Origin of the sequence: Pseudomonas sp. Ag1 (genome assembly GCF_000278565.1) — a bacterium.
Lineage (GTDB): Bacteria > Pseudomonadota > Gammaproteobacteria > Pseudomonadales > Pseudomonadaceae > Aquipseudomonas.
This window is the reverse complement of the sequence record NZ_AKVH01000107.1, coordinates 191977-210892: the sequence shown is the minus strand read 5'-3', so window position 1 is coordinate 210892 and position 18916 is coordinate 191977. Positions and strand designations below refer to the sequence as shown.

Below are 18916 nucleotides of genomic sequence, written 5' to 3'. Positions count from 1 at the left end.
TTACTTTCAAACGTGAGGCCGATCATGAGCAAGCTGCGGGTAGGGATTATTTTTGGTGGCCGTTCGGCCGAGCACGAAGTGTCGCTGCAATCGGCGCGCAACATCGTCGATGCACTGGACCGTTCGCGCTTCGAGCCGATCCTGATCGGCATCGACAAGGCTGGCCACTGGCACCTCAACGACACCTCGGGCTTTCTGCTCAACGAAGAAAACCCGGCGCTGATCGCCCTCAATCAATCCAATCGTGAACTGGCCGTGGTGCCGGGCAAGGCCAGCCAGCAACTGGTGGAAACCGCCAGCCAGGCCTCGTTGGAACATGTCGATGTGATCTTCCCGATCGTCCACGGCACCCTCGGCGAAGACGGCTGCCTGCAAGGCCTGCTGCGCATGGCCGACTTGCCGTTTGTCGGCTCCGACGTGCTGGGCTCGGCCGTGTGCATGGACAAGGACATCAGCAAACGCCTGCTGCGCGATGCCGGGATTGCCGTGACGCCGTTCATTACCCTCAACCGTCGCACGGCGGCGCGAACCACCTTCGAACAAGCCCGGCAGAAACTCGGAGTGCCGATGTTCGTGAAACCGGCGAACCAGGGTTCATCCGTGGGCGTGAGCAAGGTGGGCAGCGAGGCTGAATATCATGCCGCCGTAGAACTGGCCCTCGGGTTTGATGAGAAGGTGTTGGTGGAGTCGGCGGTAAAAGGCCGGGAAATCGAATGCGCCGTGTTGGGTAACGAGAATCCCATCGCCAGCGGCTGTGGCGAGATCGTGGTGCGGGACGGTTTCTACTCCTACGACAGCAAATACATCGATGACCAGGCAGCCCAGGTGGTGGTGCCGGCGGATATCAGCGTTGAAGCCAGCGAGCGCATTCGTGCGTTGGCTATCGAAGCGTTTGAAACACTGGGCTGTGCCGGGCTGGCGCGGGTGGATGTGTTTCTGACGGATGAGGGTGAGGTGCTGATCAACGAGATCAACTCGTTGCCGGGCTTTACGCGCATCAGCATGTATCCGAAGCTGTGGCAGGCGGCTGGCATGAGCTACAGCGAGCTGGTGAGCCGGTTGATCGAGCTGGCGCTGGAGCGGCATGCGGGGCGTAAGGGGTTGAAGATCAGCCGGTGATTTTTACGGCGTTAGACTTGGGAGCGCCGATTACTTTTTCATGAGCGACTCCATTGTGGCGAGGGAGCTTGCTCCCGTTGGGCTGCGCAGCAGCCCTGAAACTGAGTTTGGTGCGCTTGCTGAAAAAACGCATCAGCTCATTCTGGGGGCGCTTCGCACCCCAGCGGGAGCAAGCTCCCTCGCCACAAATATGGTGTTGCCGGGGAGGTTGTATTCGGCCGCTTTATCGTTGCGTTTTTCGCGAGATCCACGAATACAACAACGTCTTGCGCTCCGTACTGTCATGGGTCCTTCGGCGGTAACTCGCAAATGCAGGCGAGGTGCAATACGTACACACCTCGCTCACCTCAACCTGCTCAGGTTTTATCCCTGCCGCCTCCAGCAAGATCAGCGCATACCGGCCCAAATCAAACCACGCACTCAACGCCTGCCTGGGTTCTGGCGGCTGAATTTCCGGTGCCAACAACGGCCCCGGCTGCTCAAACGTCCACGGCGCATTTCCATCCCGCCACAAATGCCCCTGGCTCGCCTGCAACTGCGCCACAAACTCGCCACTCACCTCATAACAACACGGCTTGATCGACGGCCCGATCGCAATCCGCAACTGGTCCAACGCCACTCCCTCGGCGGTAAACCGTTGCATGGCATTGGCGATGATCCCGCCTTGCAGCCCCTTCCAGCCGCCGTGAATCGCCGCGACGAGATCCCCGCTCTCCGAAGCCATCAGCAGCGGCAGGCAATCGGCGGTAATCACCGCAATCGGCTGCACATCCCGGCTGAAAACCCCGTCAGCCTCCACCGTGTTGGGCGTAAGCTCCGGGTGCCATTCAATGGTCGTGGCGCTGTGCACCTGCTTGCAGATGAACACCTCGTCGGGCCGCAATGGATCGTCAATCGTACAAAACCCATGGTCGACGCCAGCCAGGGCGCCGAGGTTATTTGCCTTGTGCACGCGCAGCTCTCCAGTGAGTCAATTCAATCCCCCAGCGCTTCGCCTTCACGGCGTGGATCAGCCCCGCCGATCAACGACGCCTTGCCCTGCGCATCGCGCACCCGGACGATCGCCTGGGCGCCGCTGGTCATGTCGATTTCGCTCAGGGCGTGGCCCTTGTCCTTCAGTGCCTGTTTCAGCTGAGCACTGAACAACCCGGCTTCCAGCTCGGTCGCGCCGTTGCGGCTGCCGAAGTTGGGCAGGCCGACGGCCGCTTGCGGGTCGAGGTTCCAGTCGAGCATGGCCACCAGGGATTTGCTCACATATTCGATGATCTGCGAACCGCCCGGCGAACCCACCGTGGCCACCCACTCACCGCTCTGGCGATCAAACACCAGGGTCGGTGCCATCGACGAACGCGGGCGCTTGCCCGGCTCGATCCGGTTGGCCACCGGCTGGCCGTTCTCTTCGGGGATGAAGGAGAAGTCGGTCATCTGGTTATTCAGCAAAAAGCCCTGGACCATTACATGGGAACCGAATGCGGACTCCACCGTGGTGGTCATCGACACCGCGCCACCCACGTCATCCACCGCCACCACTTGCGAGGTGGAAATGCGCAACGGCGAGCGATCCGGCGCGTAGGCCACTTCAATTCCCGCAGGCTTGCCCGGCTTGGCGACGCCCATGCTGCGCTCACCAATCAATGCGGCACGGCCGGCCAGATAGTCCGGCGCGACCAGCCCGGCCACCGGCACCGGCACATAGTCGGAATCCGCCACGTACTGGGCGCGGTCGGCATAGGCCAGGCGGTCGGCCTCGGCGATCAGATGCACCGCTTCAGGCACCGGTTCCAGGCCGGCCGGGGAGTCGTTCTTCACCGGCTTCAACAGCCCAAGCGTCATACGCGGGTCGCGGGTTTCCAGGGCCTGCAACGTGCCGAGGATCTGCGCAATGGCGATCCCGCCCGACGACGGCGGCGGCATGCCGCAGACTTTCCAGCGTTTGTAGTCGGTGCACAACGGCGCCCGCTCAACTGCGCTGTAGCCCTTGAGGTCGGTCAGCGTCAGGCTGCCGGGGTTACTGTTGCCTTGCACCTTGCGGGTGATTTCGTCGGCAATCGGGCCGTAGTACAGCGCGTCCGGCCCTTCCTTGGCGATGCGCTTGAACACGTTGGCCAGCGCCGGGTTTTTCAGCAGCGTACCGGTGGCCTTCGGGCTGCCGTCGGCATTCAGGAAGTACGCGGTCATTTCCGGCGAGCGGCTGATGTAGCGGTCAGCGGCAATCAGGCTGTGCAGGCGCGCAGAGATCGGGAAACCCTCTTCGGCCAGGCGAATGGCCGGCTCAAACAGTTTGGCCCATTGCAGGTGGCCGGTCTTTTTATGGGCCATTTCCAGGGCACGCAACACCCCCGGGGTGGCCACCGAACGCCCGCCAATCTGTGCCTGCGGGAACGACATCGGCGTGCCATCGGCGTTGAGGAACAACCGCTCGGTAGCGCCCGCCGGTGCGGTTTCGCGACCGTCGTAGGCGTGCACCTGCTTGCCGTCCCACAGCATGATGAACGCGCCGCCGCCGATCCCGGAGGACTGCGGCTCCACCAGGGTCAGCACGGCCTGCATGGCAATCGCGGCGTCGATGGCCGAGCCGCCCTTGCGCAATATCTCGCGCCCGGCTTCGGCGGCCAGCGGGTTGGCGGCGGCGGCCATGTGGCGCTCGGCGTGGCGGGGGCTCATGTCGGTGCGATAGCCCGAGCCGAGCTCCGGGGCGGGCGGCAGTTCCGGCGCGGTGGCGCTGTGGCAGGCGGCGAGGGTGAGGGCGGCGGTGATCAGCAAGAGGGTGGTAAGGCGTTGGCGGTGAAAAATCGAAAACACGCGATGACTCCGTTCATTTGAGAATGATCTGTTGTCCGTGGGGAGGGAATGTACCTCAGTGGTTTGCAGGTTGGGAGATTGATCTGTATTTGGTTGTACGGTACAACTATATCCTTCGTCATTCGGGCAAGAGGTTTCCCCCCGTGAACCGTTCCAAGCCAGACCTTATCGATCAGATCCGCTGTGCCTCGCGTCTTATGGTGCGAGAGCTGGGCTTCATGCAGCCGAAGTTGGCGGCCAGCAGTTACCCACCGTCATCGGTGCACACGATTGTTGAAATCGGCGAGCATGGCGCGCTGACAGCGGCTGAACTGGTCATGTTGCTGGGGCTGGAAAAGTCGTCGGTGAGCCGCATGGTGCGCAAGCTGGTCGAGGCGGGCGAGCTGGAAGAGTTTGCCAACGAGGACGATGCCCGTTCGAAAAAGCTGCGCCTCACCACACGAGGCCAGAAGACGTTACGCGACATCGAAACGTTTGCCCGGCGCCAGGTGGGCGAGGCGATTGGCGACTTGTCCAGCGAACAGCAACAGGCCGTCAGCCGTGGGCTCGATCAATACGCCGCAGCCCTGCAAACCCAACGTACTGGCGCCCGGCAGCCGAGGCACTACCGCATTGCCCATGGCTACCGGCCAGGCATCATCGGGCGTATCGCGCAGATGCACGCCGAGTACTACGCCCAGCATGCGAATTTTGGCCAGCCGTTTGAAAGCCTGGTGGCGGCGGACATGGCCGAGTTGATGGGGCGCCTGGCCAACCCGCGCAACCAAGTCTGGGCAGTGCTGGACGCAGAGCAGATCGTCGGTTCGATCGCGATTGATGGCGAGGGCGAAAACGGCGAGGCGACCCTGCGCTGCTTCATCCTCGACCCGTCTGCCCACGGCCAGGGCTTGGGTAAACGGTTGTTGCAAGAGGCGCTGGATTTCTGTGACGGGCACCGGTTTCCGGCGGTGCGGCTGTGGACGTTCAAGGGCCTGGATGTGGCGCGCAAGCTTTATGAAAGCGCGGGCTTTGTGCTGGAGTCGGAACAGGAGGGGCAGCAGTGGGGCAAGTCTGTGGTGGAGCAGTGTTTTGTGCGGCAAGGGGTTTGACATACAGCGCCCCAGTAAGAGGCGCTCAGTGCTGATGCCGGTAGCGGGGAATGTCATGCGTCACCTTCTTGTGGTTCGCCAGCCAGGCTGACGTTCACATAATTCTTACCCGGGCACAGCTATGATGCTCGTCCTTATGCAATAAGCCTGACAGGGCGACCCATTATGAATGTGAGCGTTCTCTACGCGTTGGCGGCGGCGGCGTTGTTCGGCGCCAGCACTCCGCTTGCCAAGCTCCTGGGGGTGGATACGCCGCCCATCCTGTTGGCCGGGCTGCTCTATCTGGGCAGCGGCCTGGGCCTGGCCATCGTTCGGTTTGCTCGCGACCACGGCTGGAAACGGCCCGGGCTTGCAGCCGGAGAGTGGCCCTGGTTGGTGGGCGCCATTGTCTTTGGGGGCGTGCTTGCGCCTGTGGCGCTCATGTACGGGCTCACCCGCACAGCGGGCGCCACCGCATCGCTGATGCTCAATCTTGAGTCGGTGCTCACGGCCGTGCTGGCGTGGGTCGTGTTCAAAGAGAACGCAGATCGCCGCATCGTGATCGGCATGATCGCTATTGTTCTGGGCGGGATCGTTTTGTCATGGCCGCAAGGGACAGCGACGGCTCATGATTGGACGGGGCCGCTGGCCGTGGCGTTCGCCTGTTTTTGTTGGGCCATCGACAATAACCTGACCCGTAAGGTCTCTGCCTCGGATGCGCTGTTTATCGCCGGCAGCAAAGGCTTGGCGGCGGGTGTGGTCAATTGCTGTTTGGCGTTGGCCATCGGGTCGCAACTGCCAGCGGTGGCCACGCTCGGGTCAACCATGGTGGTTGGGCTGCTTGGGTATGGCGTGAGTCTGGTGCTGTTTGTGCTCGCTCTGCGCGGGCTTGGCAGTGCGCGCACCGGCGCCTATTTTTCCACGGCTCCTTTCCTGGGCGCGGTCATCTCGATCCTGATCCTGGGCGAGTCAGTTTCGCTGATGTTCTTGCTCGCGGCCGCCTTGATGGCCATCGGGGTGTGGATTCATCTGATGGAACATCATGCGCACGAGCATCAGCACGATCCCCTCATGCACGGTCATCGCCATACACACGATGAGCACCACCAGCATGTGCATAACTTTGCGTGGGACGGTACCGAGCCACATAGTCATGCCCATGAGCACGCACCGATCCAGCACAGTCATGCGCATTTTCCCGATGTGCACCATCGGCATAAACACTGACGTCTGTGGGGCAATAGGGCGGTTTACTTTTCTTCAGGCATAAAAAAACGGCCTACCTTTCGGTAAGCCGTTTTTAGTACTTGGTGGTACACAGCCATTTGAACTGATGATCTAAGATGCTGTATTTAATAGATTTTAATATTCATTGATTTGAAAGGCATACAGGTAGGCATACAAGCCGCCTATTACTGGCTACTGCTATCCCGCTTGGAGCACCGCCAGATAGTTAACTGCCACAGCCATAAGTCACCTATCTCGGCTGGTTTTACCTTTGTGCCCCTTCGTACCTAGAGCATTCAACGCGGTAAATGGTGTGAAGGTTGACATCTCATTCATTTTCGCTCGGAAAGCGCGACGCTCGCTTTCTTGTTTGAAGATCACTATGTCCCTGGATTGGAGTGTTTCGTCCTCTAGTAAGTGTTTTCTGACGTGCCAAAGGATGTCCCTGGCGTTTGGGGCGGTTGGAGCATGGGTTAAGGTTTTGGTTAGCAGTTGGAGGATGTCCGTCGGAAGCCATAGGTAGGCTTCGAATGTGAGCTTGTTGAGATTTCTCTGATCGTCAGGAAAGCTCATCCATTCAGCCAGCAATGAAGCGATTGCTTCTGACTTGACTCGGATCTGTTCAGATTTTTTCCACTCCTCCAGCTTCACTGCGTACTCATGGCCGATAGATTGCTTGATTCTCTCAGCGAACCAAGTTTTGAGCAGCCATAAAATGATTCCCATGCCTGTGATGCCACCAGCACTGCCAAGCATTGCCGCCCATACCAAATCTAAATCCATTTTCTACTCCGTCGGGTTGAGCGTGCGATCAAATTTGTGCTCACCTCTACCATCAGGAGAGGTTGCCAGATGTTTTATCAGATCCCTTGTACCTGCATGCTGCCTAGCGCAACGTTTCTGCTGCATCGAATCGCGAAAACCGCTGGGGACCCTGGTGATATCCAGAGGGTACGGGGCATGAAACCCGCGGGACCGCGTTAGCGGCAGCCGTGCCAACTTACTGAAATTTCAATGTTGAAATTGAAAGGATCTTGAAGAAAAAGCGGACATCGTTACCGTATTGGTAATGGTGCTCGAAGAGGGCCCAAACGGTAGGGCAAATGCACAGCTGAACTGGAGTTTACCGGGTTCACCTGTTCACTAAGCTGGGTGACTTTCCGCTAACACGATGCTGCGGGTTTCATGCCGCGTACTTGAATAAAATCCTCAGGGCCCCTGCACCTTTTCAACCCTGCGCCCTTTTTTGCCCGGATGTCATGGCACCGCCGAACGAGGCGATTGCCATTATGGAGCGCTTCAAGATTAAGAGGACGGTGCGGTTTTCTATCGCTGGAGGTTCCTACAGACGACGGGGCGGGGGTATTTTTTGGATACCCCCAAAAACCATGTAACAGGTGTAACTTGTGTATCGGTTAAAGCTAGGTTATTGATTTTATTTGTTTTTTCGTGAGTTGCACGTAGCGTTAAGTACATGTACACCTTGTGTAACCATTGATGTCGGTGTAACGGACATCATCTTGCCATCTGCGCGCGTCGGCTCATATCTACGTGTGATCCCTAAAAATTGTTGACCCCCAGCGGTCGTTACGAGCTTTCGTTTTCTGGACCTATGCTGGTAGGGACGAAGTGTTTAGTGAGCTTCTCGAAGAGGCTACTGCGATGCTCGATGACGATTTTCAGCTGTAGGGCAAAGAAAAAGGGAAGACTTATCTGTCGCTAGAAGTGGCCGAAAATGGTAGAAGCTGTTGAAGTATTTGCGGCTGCATAGTAGGGAGCGCTAATGTCGGCAGTGTTTGTTCATGTGTCGGATATCCATTTTGGTCAAGAAAAGGACGATCGGGTACACATCCATGCAGATGTAAAGCAGCAATTAATCTCGGACGCGCGTGAGGTGGTCTCTAGGATTGCTGGAGGTGCTGCGCACGGCATTCTAGTAACCGGCGATATAGCTCAGTCCGGCATTAAAGATGAATACGATGAAGCAGCCAAATGGCTAGATCAGCTAGCGGATAGTATTGGCGTAAATATCAACTGTGTTCAGATGGTGCCTGGCAATCATGATCTTGACAGGTCGAAACTATCGCCGGCTGTGCGCAGGATTCTCGACCAAATTCGAGCCGGTGGATCTACGGAATACGAAGAGACCCTTAGTGACCCTTTGATCCGAGCGGCGCTATTCGCCCGTTTTGAGGACTATGGCAATTTCAGCTTCGGCTATGACTGCCCTCTTAATGACGAGGCCGCTTATGCATCTGAGATGGTAGTGACGCTCGCGCCTGGACGAGCGTTACGCTTCATCAGATTCAATTCCTCGCTTCTCTGTCATGGTAAGGAACGTGATGAGCATCCAGAGCTGCTCATCGGTGCTCGCCAATTCACGATTCCTCGTGACGACGGGGTTGAGAACATCGTTCTCGTTCATCACCCTTTGAGTTGGTACAAGGATCAAGAGCAGGTCCGCGATTACATCCGAAGCCGTGCACGAGTTTTTATTTCGGGGCATGAACACGATCCCAAAGTATCTGTCGATAACGTCGAGCAGGGTTGCGATCTAATGATGCTAGCAGCCGGTGCTACTGTTCCTTTTAAATCCAATTCTGTATTCACCTTTACTTACAACATTATCGAATTCGATTGGGATGAGGAAGTCGATGGTTTGTCGGTAACGATTCATCCCCGGGCGTGGAACGCGCAACGTACTTGTTTCGAGGCTGATGACCAGCGTCTTGGAGGGAAGAGTCCCAACTATCGGTTGGGGTGCCCGTCGTTTCGTAAGGCAGGTCTTCAAGGGGCGGTTACAACAAGTCGCCTTAACGATGCCGCACCATCCGAAAGTCACACATTTTCTGTAGAGCCGACGATTGAGATGGTCCTGATGGATTCTTCAAGTGGGGAGCTTAGTCCTATGGCGCCGTCGGTTGAAGGTTACGAGGTTGCCCGACTCAGATTCTTTCGAGACCTGCTTGAAGGAGAGCGGTTACGTGTTCTCGTCGCAATGGACGCTATTCCGGAAAATTTTGATGAGCCAATGTCGCAGGGGCTGGAGCGCAGATTATTGGATCGGCTTGTTCGAGACGGAAAACTGGGCGATGTTGAGAAAATGATTGATCAGTTGATTGACGAGCGAAAGGACGGGGTTCATTGATGGAAAATATTGCGGTTTACATGCGAATTACGAGTGTCAGCGTTAGTGACGATGATGTGAGTTCCCGGCGCACCTCAGCGGCAAGCCTTGCAACAGCTTGGGGGAAAGAGTCGGACATCTTGAAGCTCGTCACGAAGGCGACCGACATTGCTAAAGCATTGAGCGGGGACGGTAGACCATCAATGTTGTTAGGCGAAGAAGTCCAGAAAGTCATTCAAAAAAAATCTGCATCATATCTGTATGACGAACGCCCGATGGACGTGGGCGTATGTGCTGGCGTAGCAATGCTTTCCCTACTTAATAAATCTGCAGGGACTTCCGGTTACCAGATCGTCGATATCTACGCTGCTGCCCTTTGGTCTGCCCTCGGATATCAACATGTGCTCGAAGACGCTCGGCGGGAAAAACTACGGCGTGACGTTTTCGACGCGGCCGTGAAGCGGAGCAGGACTTCGGCTGAGAAGGCGCGAACGCGATTGGACGTATCCGATCCATCCGGGATAAAAATCGCTATTGGCGCCGACGGTGCGCCAACCAACAATATTTCTGATGTATTGAATCTCACAGTTGAAGCACTACGTCGAAATGCGGCTTTAGATCGTGAGGAGCTGGATTTCCTGTGGTGGGCTCAGCTAGGGCGTAGTCGGATACTTAATCGGCAGCTATCGGCTATCACCGAACCGGCCCGAATCGTCTCCGCAGGTATCGAAGGTGCGAAGATGCTCCGACGTCTTCCATGTGACGTACATCGTGAAATCGTCTTACGAACGCTTGATCAAGATCCAGAACTCGATCTTTCTGAGTTGCTGGAGGCTATCGGAGATGATCGAGAACTACTCGGAGCGGAGTTTACAAAGGGTAATGTGATGAAGTATCCGACTATTTTTCCACTTCTTCATGCCTTAGCTACAGGTGAATTGGACAGTGTGGGCGCTACCTTAAAGCGGCCCGTTTCAGAGTGGGGTGAGCGAGCATTGATGGAGGCAGGGTTTGTTAAATTAATAGCTCACGGTCCTGCTCATCTATGAGTGGGTCTTGCAGGTTCGACGGGTGTACTGTCGATGAGACAGGGTTGTGTGCGCTCGAGCGAGACCCTTCAAGCTGCGGAAATCGGGCCGCAAACGATGTGCCCAACGCATTATCCTCAGACGTTCGGGGTAATGGTGAGTTCTCATCAAACGCAGGCGAGAGATTGGGAGCAGCTGTTCTTGAACAGCCCGAGCGCGCTAGCGCTTTTGCCTCCAGCCGTACGCTCGGGTTGGATGATTTGAATAATATTATGGGGACTCGCTACGTCAACGTGGTTGGCATCCTAGGCGATCCCGAGTCCGGTAAAACCGCATGTCTGGCAAGCCTTTATCTCCTTGTATCGCACGCTAAGCTCGAAGGCTGGTCATTTCGCGATAGCAAAAGCTTGACTGCTTTTGAAGAAATCGCGCGAGGTGCGCGAGATTGGAATGATGGCAGGGCTCCAGAACAGATGACTGTTCACACCGAATTGACGGATGATCGTAGTCCAGGTTTTTTGCACCTCCGACTCGTTAGGCGCTCTGACGGCCGGTGTGTCGATCTGGCACTTCCTGATATACCTGGGGAGTGGACGCAGGCGCTCGTCGCCACCGCGAGCTCAGATCGGTTCGAGTTCATGAGATCGGCAGAGGCTATCTGGATAGTTCTTGATGGTCGCTCATTAGCAGACATTGAGAAACGTCATGGGCTCATAGTCCGTATGGGACAGCTAGCCGCACGCTTAAAAACTATGTTTGAAGGGCACACACCTCGATTGATGGTTGTTGTAACTCATCGCGATTTGTATGCCCTTGAGGACAATGTGGCGGAGCGATTGCGCTCTGAGTTCAATCGTCGCGACGTAGAGGTCGAGATTGTGGGCGCTGCTCCGTTTTCAGAACAGCCACAAAATATACCCGCAGGATTTGGGTTAGCTGAGTTAGTCAATCTTACCATCGGGATACCTTCTGCCCGTCCCCCCCTGTGGGGCTCAACAGAACCTGCAGCAGATGGACGTTCTTATCTAAACTTCAGGAGGGATCGATGAGCCGATCAATCGTATTGCTTGGCGGTCCTGACTCAGGAAAGACGAACTACATTGGTCCTTTGTGGCGAGTGCTTGATGCCGGTAACGGGGAATTACATGCTGCAGAGCAGCCCGACGATATCAACTTCGTACTTGAAATCAGCGACCATATTTCTGCTGGAGGGTTTGCGCCGCGTTCGGAGCATAGCGATGCCAGACGTGATTTTGAAGTAGTCGTCGCCGCAGCAAAAGGGGGACCACAAGCTAGGATCGTCGTGCCTGATATTTCTGGAGAACTTTGGCGCAACGCTGTCATCAACAGCGAGATTGCCTCCGATTGGATGGATGAACTGAAGCGAGCCGATGGAGCGTTGCTTTTTGTGAGAGTTAATTCGGACCAGGATGTCAGACCCCTCGACTGGGTGACATCACGCACTATGTTGGAGAGAATTGGAGATGAGGAGGAGCTTGGATTACCTACGCAGGTAATGCTGTGTGAGCTAGTCAGATTTTTGGAAAACTCACTCTCCAGTCGTGAGGACGGAGAGCGCCCACGGCTCTCTATTGTCGTAACTGCTTGGGACCTAGTTGATACAGAGACATTTCAACGAGGCCCTTTTGCTTTTATTGAACGCGAATATCCGCTTGTCGCTGGTAAGCTGACAGACTTGGATAGTCTTGATGTTAGAGTCTTCGGCCTCAGTAGCGTTGGTGGTGACCTTAAGCACGATCCTGTCTATCGAAAAGCTTTTCTTGAAGGCGGGCCTGATGGTCGTGGATGGGTCGCCGTAATTGAGTCGGAGGAGTGGACAAAGGATCCTGATATCACTCTTCCCATCGCTTGGGCAGTAGGTCTTTCATCCTGTGACTAAAGCGGAAATTCAAATTCATGGCTATCGAAAAGGGCATCAACTGCTCGCTTCGTCAGCTGTGCTGTTAAAGGATGATCAGGCGGTTATAGACCGTCTATCCGACGTGGCCGGCCCGCTTCGTCCTAAAGAACAGTTTTCACCCTATATAACCGCGTATCCGCTTCCTAGTGGGCATTTTTACGTGATAGCCAGAACGTGGCAGGACAATAGTGTTGCACGAGCGGGCTGTGTGATCACCATGAGTGTATTAGTCGACGCGAAGTTGTGGTCACTCAGTCCCCCGATTCAATCCCTCCTTCGGCTGCTTGACCCGTCCCGGCTACCGACGGAGCAGGATGCCGTTAGCGTTGAGTTGGATGCGTCATTTGATGAGCGACTTCCTTCTACTCCCGCTTTCAGTGCAAGTGAGATGCTTGAAGCACTTTTCCTTGAGGATGCGAAGCCGATAGTGGTTTTCGACGCGCCCAGTCCGGAGCTGATCGCATTTCGTATAATCGCCGCGTTGTGGCCTGATATTAGGCGACGTTTCGCACTTTCGACGTTCGCACTTTCTCCTCGTAAAATAGGAGGCCGTGACCTTGATCTCGTTTTCGCACCAATGAACGCAAAGGCCAAGTTCAGTGACTGGCCTGGGCGTCGGGTGGACGGGAGGTCATCGCAGATCAGTCGGCACAGATGGACTGGCGCGTTGGTTCGGCGTGTCTTTGAGGAGCCAAGCCCCAATCTGCTATCCGAGCGGGAGATAAAATTGCTGGAGGGCAATGACGCGGACAGTGCGTCGGCTCTGCGCATTGCGCTACTTTGGGAAGAACTTCTTGAGAAATCGCAACACTCTCCTACAGCGGTGTTAGGTTTGTTAGATATCGCTAACTCTGGAATGGTCAACAACGTCTTTGCCGTAAAGCTTTTGGAACCTTTGTTGGCCAAAGCTACCCGCCTAGCTGAAAGTACGTTGCTAATTAATGACGCTTGGGACTTCGTTGGAGCAATCGCGCGAAAAATGCGTGGACATGACATGCCAGAGGGTCATGTTGCGGTACGTCACCTCGCTGGCCAACTCGCAGGGCGTGCACCTGATAGCGCCATCAATTTTCTAGGTAACCTCGATCTCAATGGCGCTACAGTCGATCTGATACCCAGCATTGCGCAAGGGCTCGGCCAGACTTCAGACTCACGAGTTGAAAAGGCAATGCTCGGCGCGCCTACTGACATTCTTGCAATCCTTGTCGCTCAGGATAGAGATTTGGCTCGACGGGTTGCCATGGATGACGATCTAATAAAAAGGATAGGAGAGACACTTACCTTCATCGATCGAAAGTTGGCAGACAGTGCTGGAAGTATGCTGCTTCCATTTCTCGTCGAGGATCGTCACATTATCGCTGCTAAACCAATATTTAACCGGTTGAATTCTCAAGAAATTGTCGCGGAATTGCGATGGCTAGGTCAGGCTAATAAATTTAAATCCAAACGTCTAAGCGTTATGCTCATAGAGCGAGCACGAAAAGTCGGCGGACTATCTGTCATTCGTGACGTTCTGATTTCGTTCGATGCCTCAGTGGCAAGAGATAATCTTCTCGCCCAGTCACTTGCTGCTACTAATACGGATCTGCGCTGGCTTCTTGATCAGGAACGACTGTCCAAGAGTTCTTTCGGGAAATTGCTTCTAGGAATGCTTGAGCGTGCGAGCGATGTTGAATTCGTAGGCCTTCTTGCTGATCAGAGAGTGATAAAGCAGTTATTGGCTCGACTTCCTGAGGGCTCAGTGGATATTTTAGTTCGGATGATTATGCAGGGGCATCTCCCGATTAATACATACATCCGGGTTATTAAAGCTACCATTGGTAGCGTAGACGATTCCAGAAGGTTTGAGATTGCTGAAAAAGTCTTAGAAAGATGCCTGTGTAATCGGTTCGACGGCGACGAGAGCGATTTCTTACCTGAGCTGCTCGGTATTATTGGAGCAAAACTTGATGGTCGGCGTACAGTTATTATAGGGTTAGGGCGTAATAACACAGGTGACCTGGTACGTCGAAATCTTATCGCTTACGAAAAAGCACCCTCGGCTGCCCGCCGGCGCATTGTCGAAGCCGTCGATGAAATTGCCTTGGCTCTTAGAGAACGTTACAGCCTAGAGCTAGATTCGGCGTCAAGTGAGGCCTGCGCTAATATAATGATCGATGCTGAAAAGACATCGTATAAAGCTCTATTGACTGCGGCGGGGATTCTTATGCCGTCGTTGCTGAATGCCAGGCACCAACCAATATCTCTGATGGTCGCAGCATTGTTTCCAATGCTTTATCGCGAGCTAGCTAGTGCAGATGATGTGCCAGACTTAATAAAGTTTATACCTTTCCTTGACTGGGATCGTTGCAAAGCTGCACGTCGTGAGCTAGTTGAAGCTTTTATGTTGTCATCATGGAGGCCGGGCGATCTAGCTTTAACGTCGTATCGATGCGGCGATGTAAGCAAGATTCTAGGGCAAGTAGCAAAAGCATATGGCGGCGGTAAGTATCTTGATATGATCGAAAATGACCTTGCTCGCTTAAGCGATAAAGAGCGTCGAATTATTGAATGGGAAATATCTGATATTAAGCCTGATAGTGGCTATTAGTTTTACACGGTTTGATTGGCTTGTTTGTGCTCTCGTGGAAAGCTCGGCGTATTTATGATTTATAGGAATGTGTGGTTGGTCTTTTTAAGGTCTAAATCTAGTTGGCGCAATGTTATTTAAGCGCCTGAGATTTGTTTATATATAAATCAGCCCGCATTTGCGGGCTGATTCGGGGTCAAGCGGCGAGTAGGTCTTCCAGCGAGATACTACGAGCTACCGCTGCCAAGTCCGAGCGTTCAAGTCTTGAATGAAAGGGGCCGAAGCGAGGCACGTTCAGTTCGGATAAAGCATTGCCCATTCCGCCTCTTTGGTGGCTGACGGCAAGTATCCGTGCGCCTACAGCGAGCAGTTGCTCGGTCGCCGCGTTCCATTCCTCATCCAATGCAAAGCCAACCGCGCTAAATGCTGCCGCCTTGGCTTCATCGTAAGCGTCCGAACTACACCGCCTTGCATCTCAGACCTTAATCCCCTTTAACCGCTGATTGACGCGCTCACACTCAAAAACTGCGAAATTGCACCCCACTTGACCACCCATTTGCGTTGCAACTGACCAATCATTTGCATTCGAAGTGATCAGGACTCTCGGCTCTGTAGGGTAAGAGCGTGGCTAAAAGCAGACCGTAGGTTTGGCCAGTCAACGGGGCTCATTGAGCGCCGCTCTTTTCCTGTTCAAGCCGACAAACAGGGGGGCAATGAAACGGGAAATCGTAGGCTAAGGCGCGAAGTTTTCGTGGCTATCTATTCCATGCAGCGAATCGATCAGCGGGCAGCTAACCGTCCCGTGGCTCGCGCAACAGTCATCAACCAACTGCGCCAGGACCAACTCGATCCGCCGCAGATCCGCAAGTTTCCCCCGCACGTCTTCGAGCTTCTGCTCGGCGTGCACACGCGCATCATTGCAGTGCGTACCGTCATCGAGCCGCAACAGTCCGGCCACTTCATCGAGGCTGAAGCCCAGCCGTTGTGCGGACTTCACGAATTTCACCCGTGCAATATCCGCCTCGCCGTAGCGACGAATGCTGCCGTAGGGCTTGTCCGGTTCGGGCAACAGCCCTTTGCGTTGATAGAACCGAATGGTTTCCACGTTAACCCCGGCTGCCTTGGCAAAGACGCCAATGGTCAGGCTTTCCGCAGTGTTTTTCATACCGCTTGACTCCGTACCTGACTACGGAAATAACCTTAACCCATCGATCAAACATTCGAAAGGTTGAACCCATGTCTGAATCACAAAAGGGCCGTGGTGCACTCCTCGCTGGAGGTCTGGCGGCGATCCTTGCGTCCACCTGCTGCCTGGGCCCGCTGGTGCTAATTGCCCTGGGCTTCAGCGGCGCCTGGATCGGTAATCTCACCGTTCTGGAGCCCTACCGCCCGTTTTTCATCGGCGCGGCATTGTTGGCGCTGTTCTTCGCTTACCGGCGCATTTTCCGCCCGGCTCAAGCCTGCAAACCCGGTGAGACCTGCGCAATTCCGCAGGTACGAACTACCTACAAGTTCATTTTCTGGCTCGTGATGGCACTCGTGCTGGTCGCGCTCGGTTTCCCCTACATCCTCCCGTTGTTTTACTGATCAGGCAGGAGTCTCCCATGAAAAAGCTGTTTGCCGCTCTCGCGCTCATTGCCGTGGTTTCCCCGGTGTGGGCCGCCATCCAAACCGTCACCCTGTCGGTACCGGGCATGACCTGCGCCGCCTGTCCGATCACGGTCAAGAAAGCGCTGACCCAGGTCGAGGGCGTGACCAAGACCGAGGTGAGTTTCGAGAAACGCGAAGCCATCGTGACCTTCGACGATGCCAAGACCAACTCCGAGGCCCTGACCAAGGCGACCGAGGATGCCGGCTATCCATCTACCATCAAGCAATAGGAGGAAATACCAATGAGAAATCCTCTCAATCTGTTCACGCGGATCGGTGACAAAGCCAGTTCCGTCGGTGTGCTGGTTTCAGCCCTAGGCTGCGCCGCGTGTTTTCCTGCTCTGGCTAGCTTAGGCGCTGCAATCGGTCTGGGCTTTTTGAGCCAGTGGGAAGGCCTGTTCATCACCACGCTACTGCCCTTGTTTGCGGCCCTGGCGCTGCTCGTCAATTCCCTTGGCTGGCTCAAACATCGGCAGTGGCAGCGAACTGCACTCGGCCTGATAGGCCCTGTCCTGGTCTTGGCTGCGGTGTTTTTGATGCGGGCTTATGGCTGGCGGAGCGGTTGGCTGCTCTATATCGGTCTGGCCCTCATGCTTGGGGGCTCGATCTGGGATCTCGTGTCGCCCGCCCACCCCCGTTGCGCCCCGGGTGCCTGCCCACCACAGCCAAAACAGTAATGCCGCAAAGAGACCCATTTGAGGAAGTAAACGCTATGACCACACTGCGAATCCACGGTATGACCTGCGCCTCCTGTGCCGACCGCGTCAGAGATGCTCTGGAGGGAATCTCCGGCGTGCACCGGGCGGACGTCTCCTACGCCGGTGGGAAGGCCGAAATGACGGCCGACGCGGCTGTCAGCCGTGAACAAATGCAAGCCGCCGTCGAGGCCCTTGGGTATCAAGCGTCGTTCGAAGTCGCCTCGCTACAACCGCGCCCCGGCCAGCTCGATAAGGCGCTGGGCTGGTTGCGCAGCGACACCGAGGTCGGCAAAAACGGCGACGCGCTACACATTGCAGTCATAGGCAGCGGCGGTGCGGCAATGGCGGCCGCCTTGAAGGCGGTGGAAGCCGGCGCCCGCGTCACTCTGATCGAGCGCGGCACCATCGGCGGCACTTGCGTCAACGTCGGCTGCGTGCCGTCGAAAATCATGATTCGCGCCGCGCATGTGGCTCATTTGCGCCGCGAGAGTCCGTTCGATGACGGAATGCCCGCCACGCCGCCGACCGTCCTGCGCGAGCGGCTGCTCGCGCAACAGCAAGGCCTTGTCGACGAACTGCGTCACGCCAAGTACGAAGGCATTCTGGAGAGCACACCAGCCATCACCGTGCTGCGTGGCACCGCTCGCTTCCAGGACGGCCACACGCTCAGCGTCGAACTGGTCGAGGGGGGCGGGCGCGAAGTCGCGTTCGACCGCTGCCTGATCGCTACCGGCGCCGGTGCGGCCGTGCCGCCGATTCGCGGGCTGCAAGACACCCCCTATTGGACCTCGGAGGAGGCACTGGCCAGCGCCAGTATTCCGCAACGGCTCGCCGTGATCGGCTCATCCGTGGTGGCCTTGGAGCTGGCGCAAGCCTTTGCCCGGCTGGGTAGCCGCGTCACCATCCTGGCGCGCAACTCGCTGTTCTTCCGCGAAGATCCGGCCATCGGCGAGGCGCTGACCGCAGCCTTCCGCATGGAGGGCATCGACGTGCTTGAGCAGACACAAGCCAGTCAGGTGACCCACGCCAACGGCGAATTCGTACTGACCACCAACCACGGTGAACTGCGCGCCGACCAACTGTTCGTCGCCACCGGCCGCACGCCCAACACCCAAAGCCTGAACCTGGAAGCGGCGGGTGTACTGTTGGATGAACGCGGCGCCATTCAGATCGATCAGGGCATGCGCAGTAGCGCAGTGGATATCTATGCAGCCGGCGACTGCACCAACCAGCCGCAGTTCGTCTACGTCGCGGCGGCGGCTGGCACCCGTGCGGCGATCAACATGACCGGCGGCGAAGCTACGCTTAATCTCGATGCCATGCCGGCGGTGGTGTTCACCGATCCGCAGGTGGCCACCGTCGGTTACAGCGAAGCGGAAGCACAGCGCGCAGGCCTCGAAACCGACAGTCGCACGCTGAGCCTGGACAACGTGCCGCGTGCGCTGGCCAACTTCGACACGCGAGGGTTCATCAAGCTGGTCGCCGAAGCGGGTTCTGGTCGGTTGCTCGGCGTGCAGGCGGTGGCCCCGGAAGCGGGCGAGCTGATTCAGACGGCGGTGCTGGCTATTCGCAACCGCATGACCGTGCAGGAGCTGGCCGACCAGTTGTTCCCCTACCTAACCATGGTCGAGGGCCTGAAGCTCGCGGCGCAGACTTTCACCAAGGACGTAAAGCAATTGTCCTGCTGCGCTGGATGAATGGAGAGCAC

At 56.3% G+C, this 18916-nt stretch carries 16 protein-coding genes; 12 read left to right on the top strand and 4 right to left on the bottom strand.

Annotation, left to right across the window (positions count from 1 at the left end):
- Window positions 1-24: 24 nt before the first annotated feature.
- Window positions 25-1119, top strand: coding sequence for a D-alanine--D-alanine ligase (ddlA, locus tag A462_RS08660; protein ID WP_008437490.1), 1095 nt, complete (start codon window positions 25-27; stop codon window positions 1117-1119).
- 223 nt (window positions 1120-1342) lie between these two features.
- Here ddlA and A462_RS08665 read toward each other — a convergent pair whose 3' ends face one another.
- On the bottom strand, window positions 1343-2071 hold the full coding sequence (locus A462_RS08665; protein ID WP_008437489.1) for a polyphenol oxidase family protein: 729 nt from the start codon (window positions 2069-2071) through the stop codon (window positions 1343-1345).
- Between the two features lie 23 nt (window positions 2072-2094).
- The gene (ggt, locus tag A462_RS08670; RefSeq protein WP_008437488.1) at window positions 2095-3921 is read right to left on the bottom strand and encodes a gamma-glutamyltransferase; all 1827 of its coding nucleotides are present in this window, start codon (window positions 3919-3921) and stop codon (window positions 2095-2097) included.
- Between the two features lie 197 nt (window positions 3922-4118).
- On the opposite strand from ggt, the gene A462_RS08675 reads away from it, so the two are divergent.
- Entirely contained in the window at window positions 4119-5009 is an 891-nt protein-coding gene (locus tag A462_RS08675) for a bifunctional helix-turn-helix transcriptional regulator/GNAT family N-acetyltransferase (RefSeq protein WP_050550323.1), read from the top strand.
- A 165-nt stretch (window positions 5010-5174) separates the two neighbouring features.
- Window positions 5175-6215, top strand: coding sequence for a DMT family transporter (locus A462_RS08680; RefSeq protein WP_008437485.1), 1041 nt, complete (start codon window positions 5175-5177; stop codon window positions 6213-6215).
- Between the two features lie 246 nt (window positions 6216-6461).
- Here the strand turns inward: A462_RS08680 and A462_RS0132640 are convergent, their stop codons facing one another.
- On the bottom strand, window positions 6462-6998 hold the full coding sequence (locus tag A462_RS0132640; RefSeq protein WP_008437483.1) for a hypothetical protein: 537 nt from the start codon (window positions 6996-6998) through the stop codon (window positions 6462-6464).
- Between the two features lie 1000 nt (window positions 6999-7998).
- Here A462_RS0132640 and A462_RS08685 point away from each other — a divergent pair.
- The 5 genes from A462_RS08685 (at window position 7999) to A462_RS08700 (ending at window position 14881) form a co-directional block, all read left to right on the top strand.
- Window positions 7999-9363, top strand: a complete 1365-nt coding sequence (locus A462_RS08685) for a metallophosphoesterase (RefSeq protein WP_008437482.1) — start codon at window positions 7999-8001, stop codon at window positions 9361-9363.
- Complete coding sequence (locus tag A462_RS08690; protein ID WP_008437480.1) at window positions 9363-10391, top strand: GTPase-associated system all-helical protein GASH; 1029 nt, start codon at window positions 9363-9365, stop codon at window positions 10389-10391. Before A462_RS08685 ends, A462_RS08690 begins: the two co-directional genes overlap by 1 nt.
- Before the next feature lie 164 nt (window positions 10392-10555).
- Window positions 10556-11419 (top strand): TRAFAC clade GTPase domain-containing protein, encoded by an 864-nt coding sequence (locus A462_RS33695; RefSeq protein WP_238544254.1) that lies wholly within the window; start codon window positions 10556-10558, stop codon window positions 11417-11419.
- Window positions 11416-12270, top strand: coding sequence for a hypothetical protein (locus tag A462_RS08695; protein ID WP_008437471.1), 855 nt, complete (start codon window positions 11416-11418; stop codon window positions 12268-12270). Before A462_RS33695 ends, A462_RS08695 begins: the two co-directional genes overlap by 4 nt.
- Window positions 12263-14881 carry a GAP1-N1 domain-containing protein gene (locus A462_RS08700; RefSeq protein ID WP_032899633.1) on the top strand — a complete coding sequence of 873 codons (2619 nt, stop codon included), beginning with the start codon at window positions 12263-12265 and terminating at the stop codon, window positions 14879-14881. The genes A462_RS08695 and A462_RS08700 overlap by 8 nt, the downstream gene beginning before the upstream one ends.
- 712 nt (window positions 14882-15593) lie before the next feature.
- Here A462_RS08700 and merR read toward each other — a convergent pair.
- On the bottom strand, window positions 15594-16025 hold the full coding sequence (gene merR, locus A462_RS08705; protein WP_003425050.1) for an Hg(II)-responsive transcriptional regulator: 432 nt from the start codon (window positions 16023-16025) through the stop codon (window positions 15594-15596).
- 71 nt (window positions 16026-16096) lie between these two features.
- Here merR and merT point away from each other — a divergent pair, with 71 nt between their 5' ends.
- From merT to merA, 4 genes are read left to right on the top strand one after another with little or no spacing between them, the layout of a single operon-like run.
- Complete coding sequence (gene merT / locus A462_RS08710; RefSeq protein ID WP_003425049.1) at window positions 16097-16447, top strand: mercuric ion transporter MerT; 351 nt, start codon at window positions 16097-16099, stop codon at window positions 16445-16447.
- 17 nt (window positions 16448-16464) lie between these two features.
- Window positions 16465-16740: a mercury resistance system periplasmic binding protein MerP gene (gene merP / locus A462_RS08715; protein WP_003425048.1), complete on the top strand. Its 276-nt coding sequence runs from the start codon at window positions 16465-16467 to the stop codon at window positions 16738-16740.
- 12 nt (window positions 16741-16752) lie between these two features.
- Window positions 16753-17187: an organomercurial transporter MerC gene (gene merC, locus A462_RS08720; RefSeq protein ID WP_003425046.1), complete on the top strand. Its 435-nt coding sequence runs from the start codon at window positions 16753-16755 to the stop codon at window positions 17185-17187.
- A 35-nt stretch (window positions 17188-17222) separates the two neighbouring features.
- The gene (merA, locus tag A462_RS08725; RefSeq protein WP_003425044.1) at window positions 17223-18905 is read left to right on the top strand and encodes a mercury(II) reductase; all 1683 of its coding nucleotides are present in this window, start codon (window positions 17223-17225) and stop codon (window positions 18903-18905) included.
- Window positions 18906-18916: the final 11 nt, after the last annotated feature.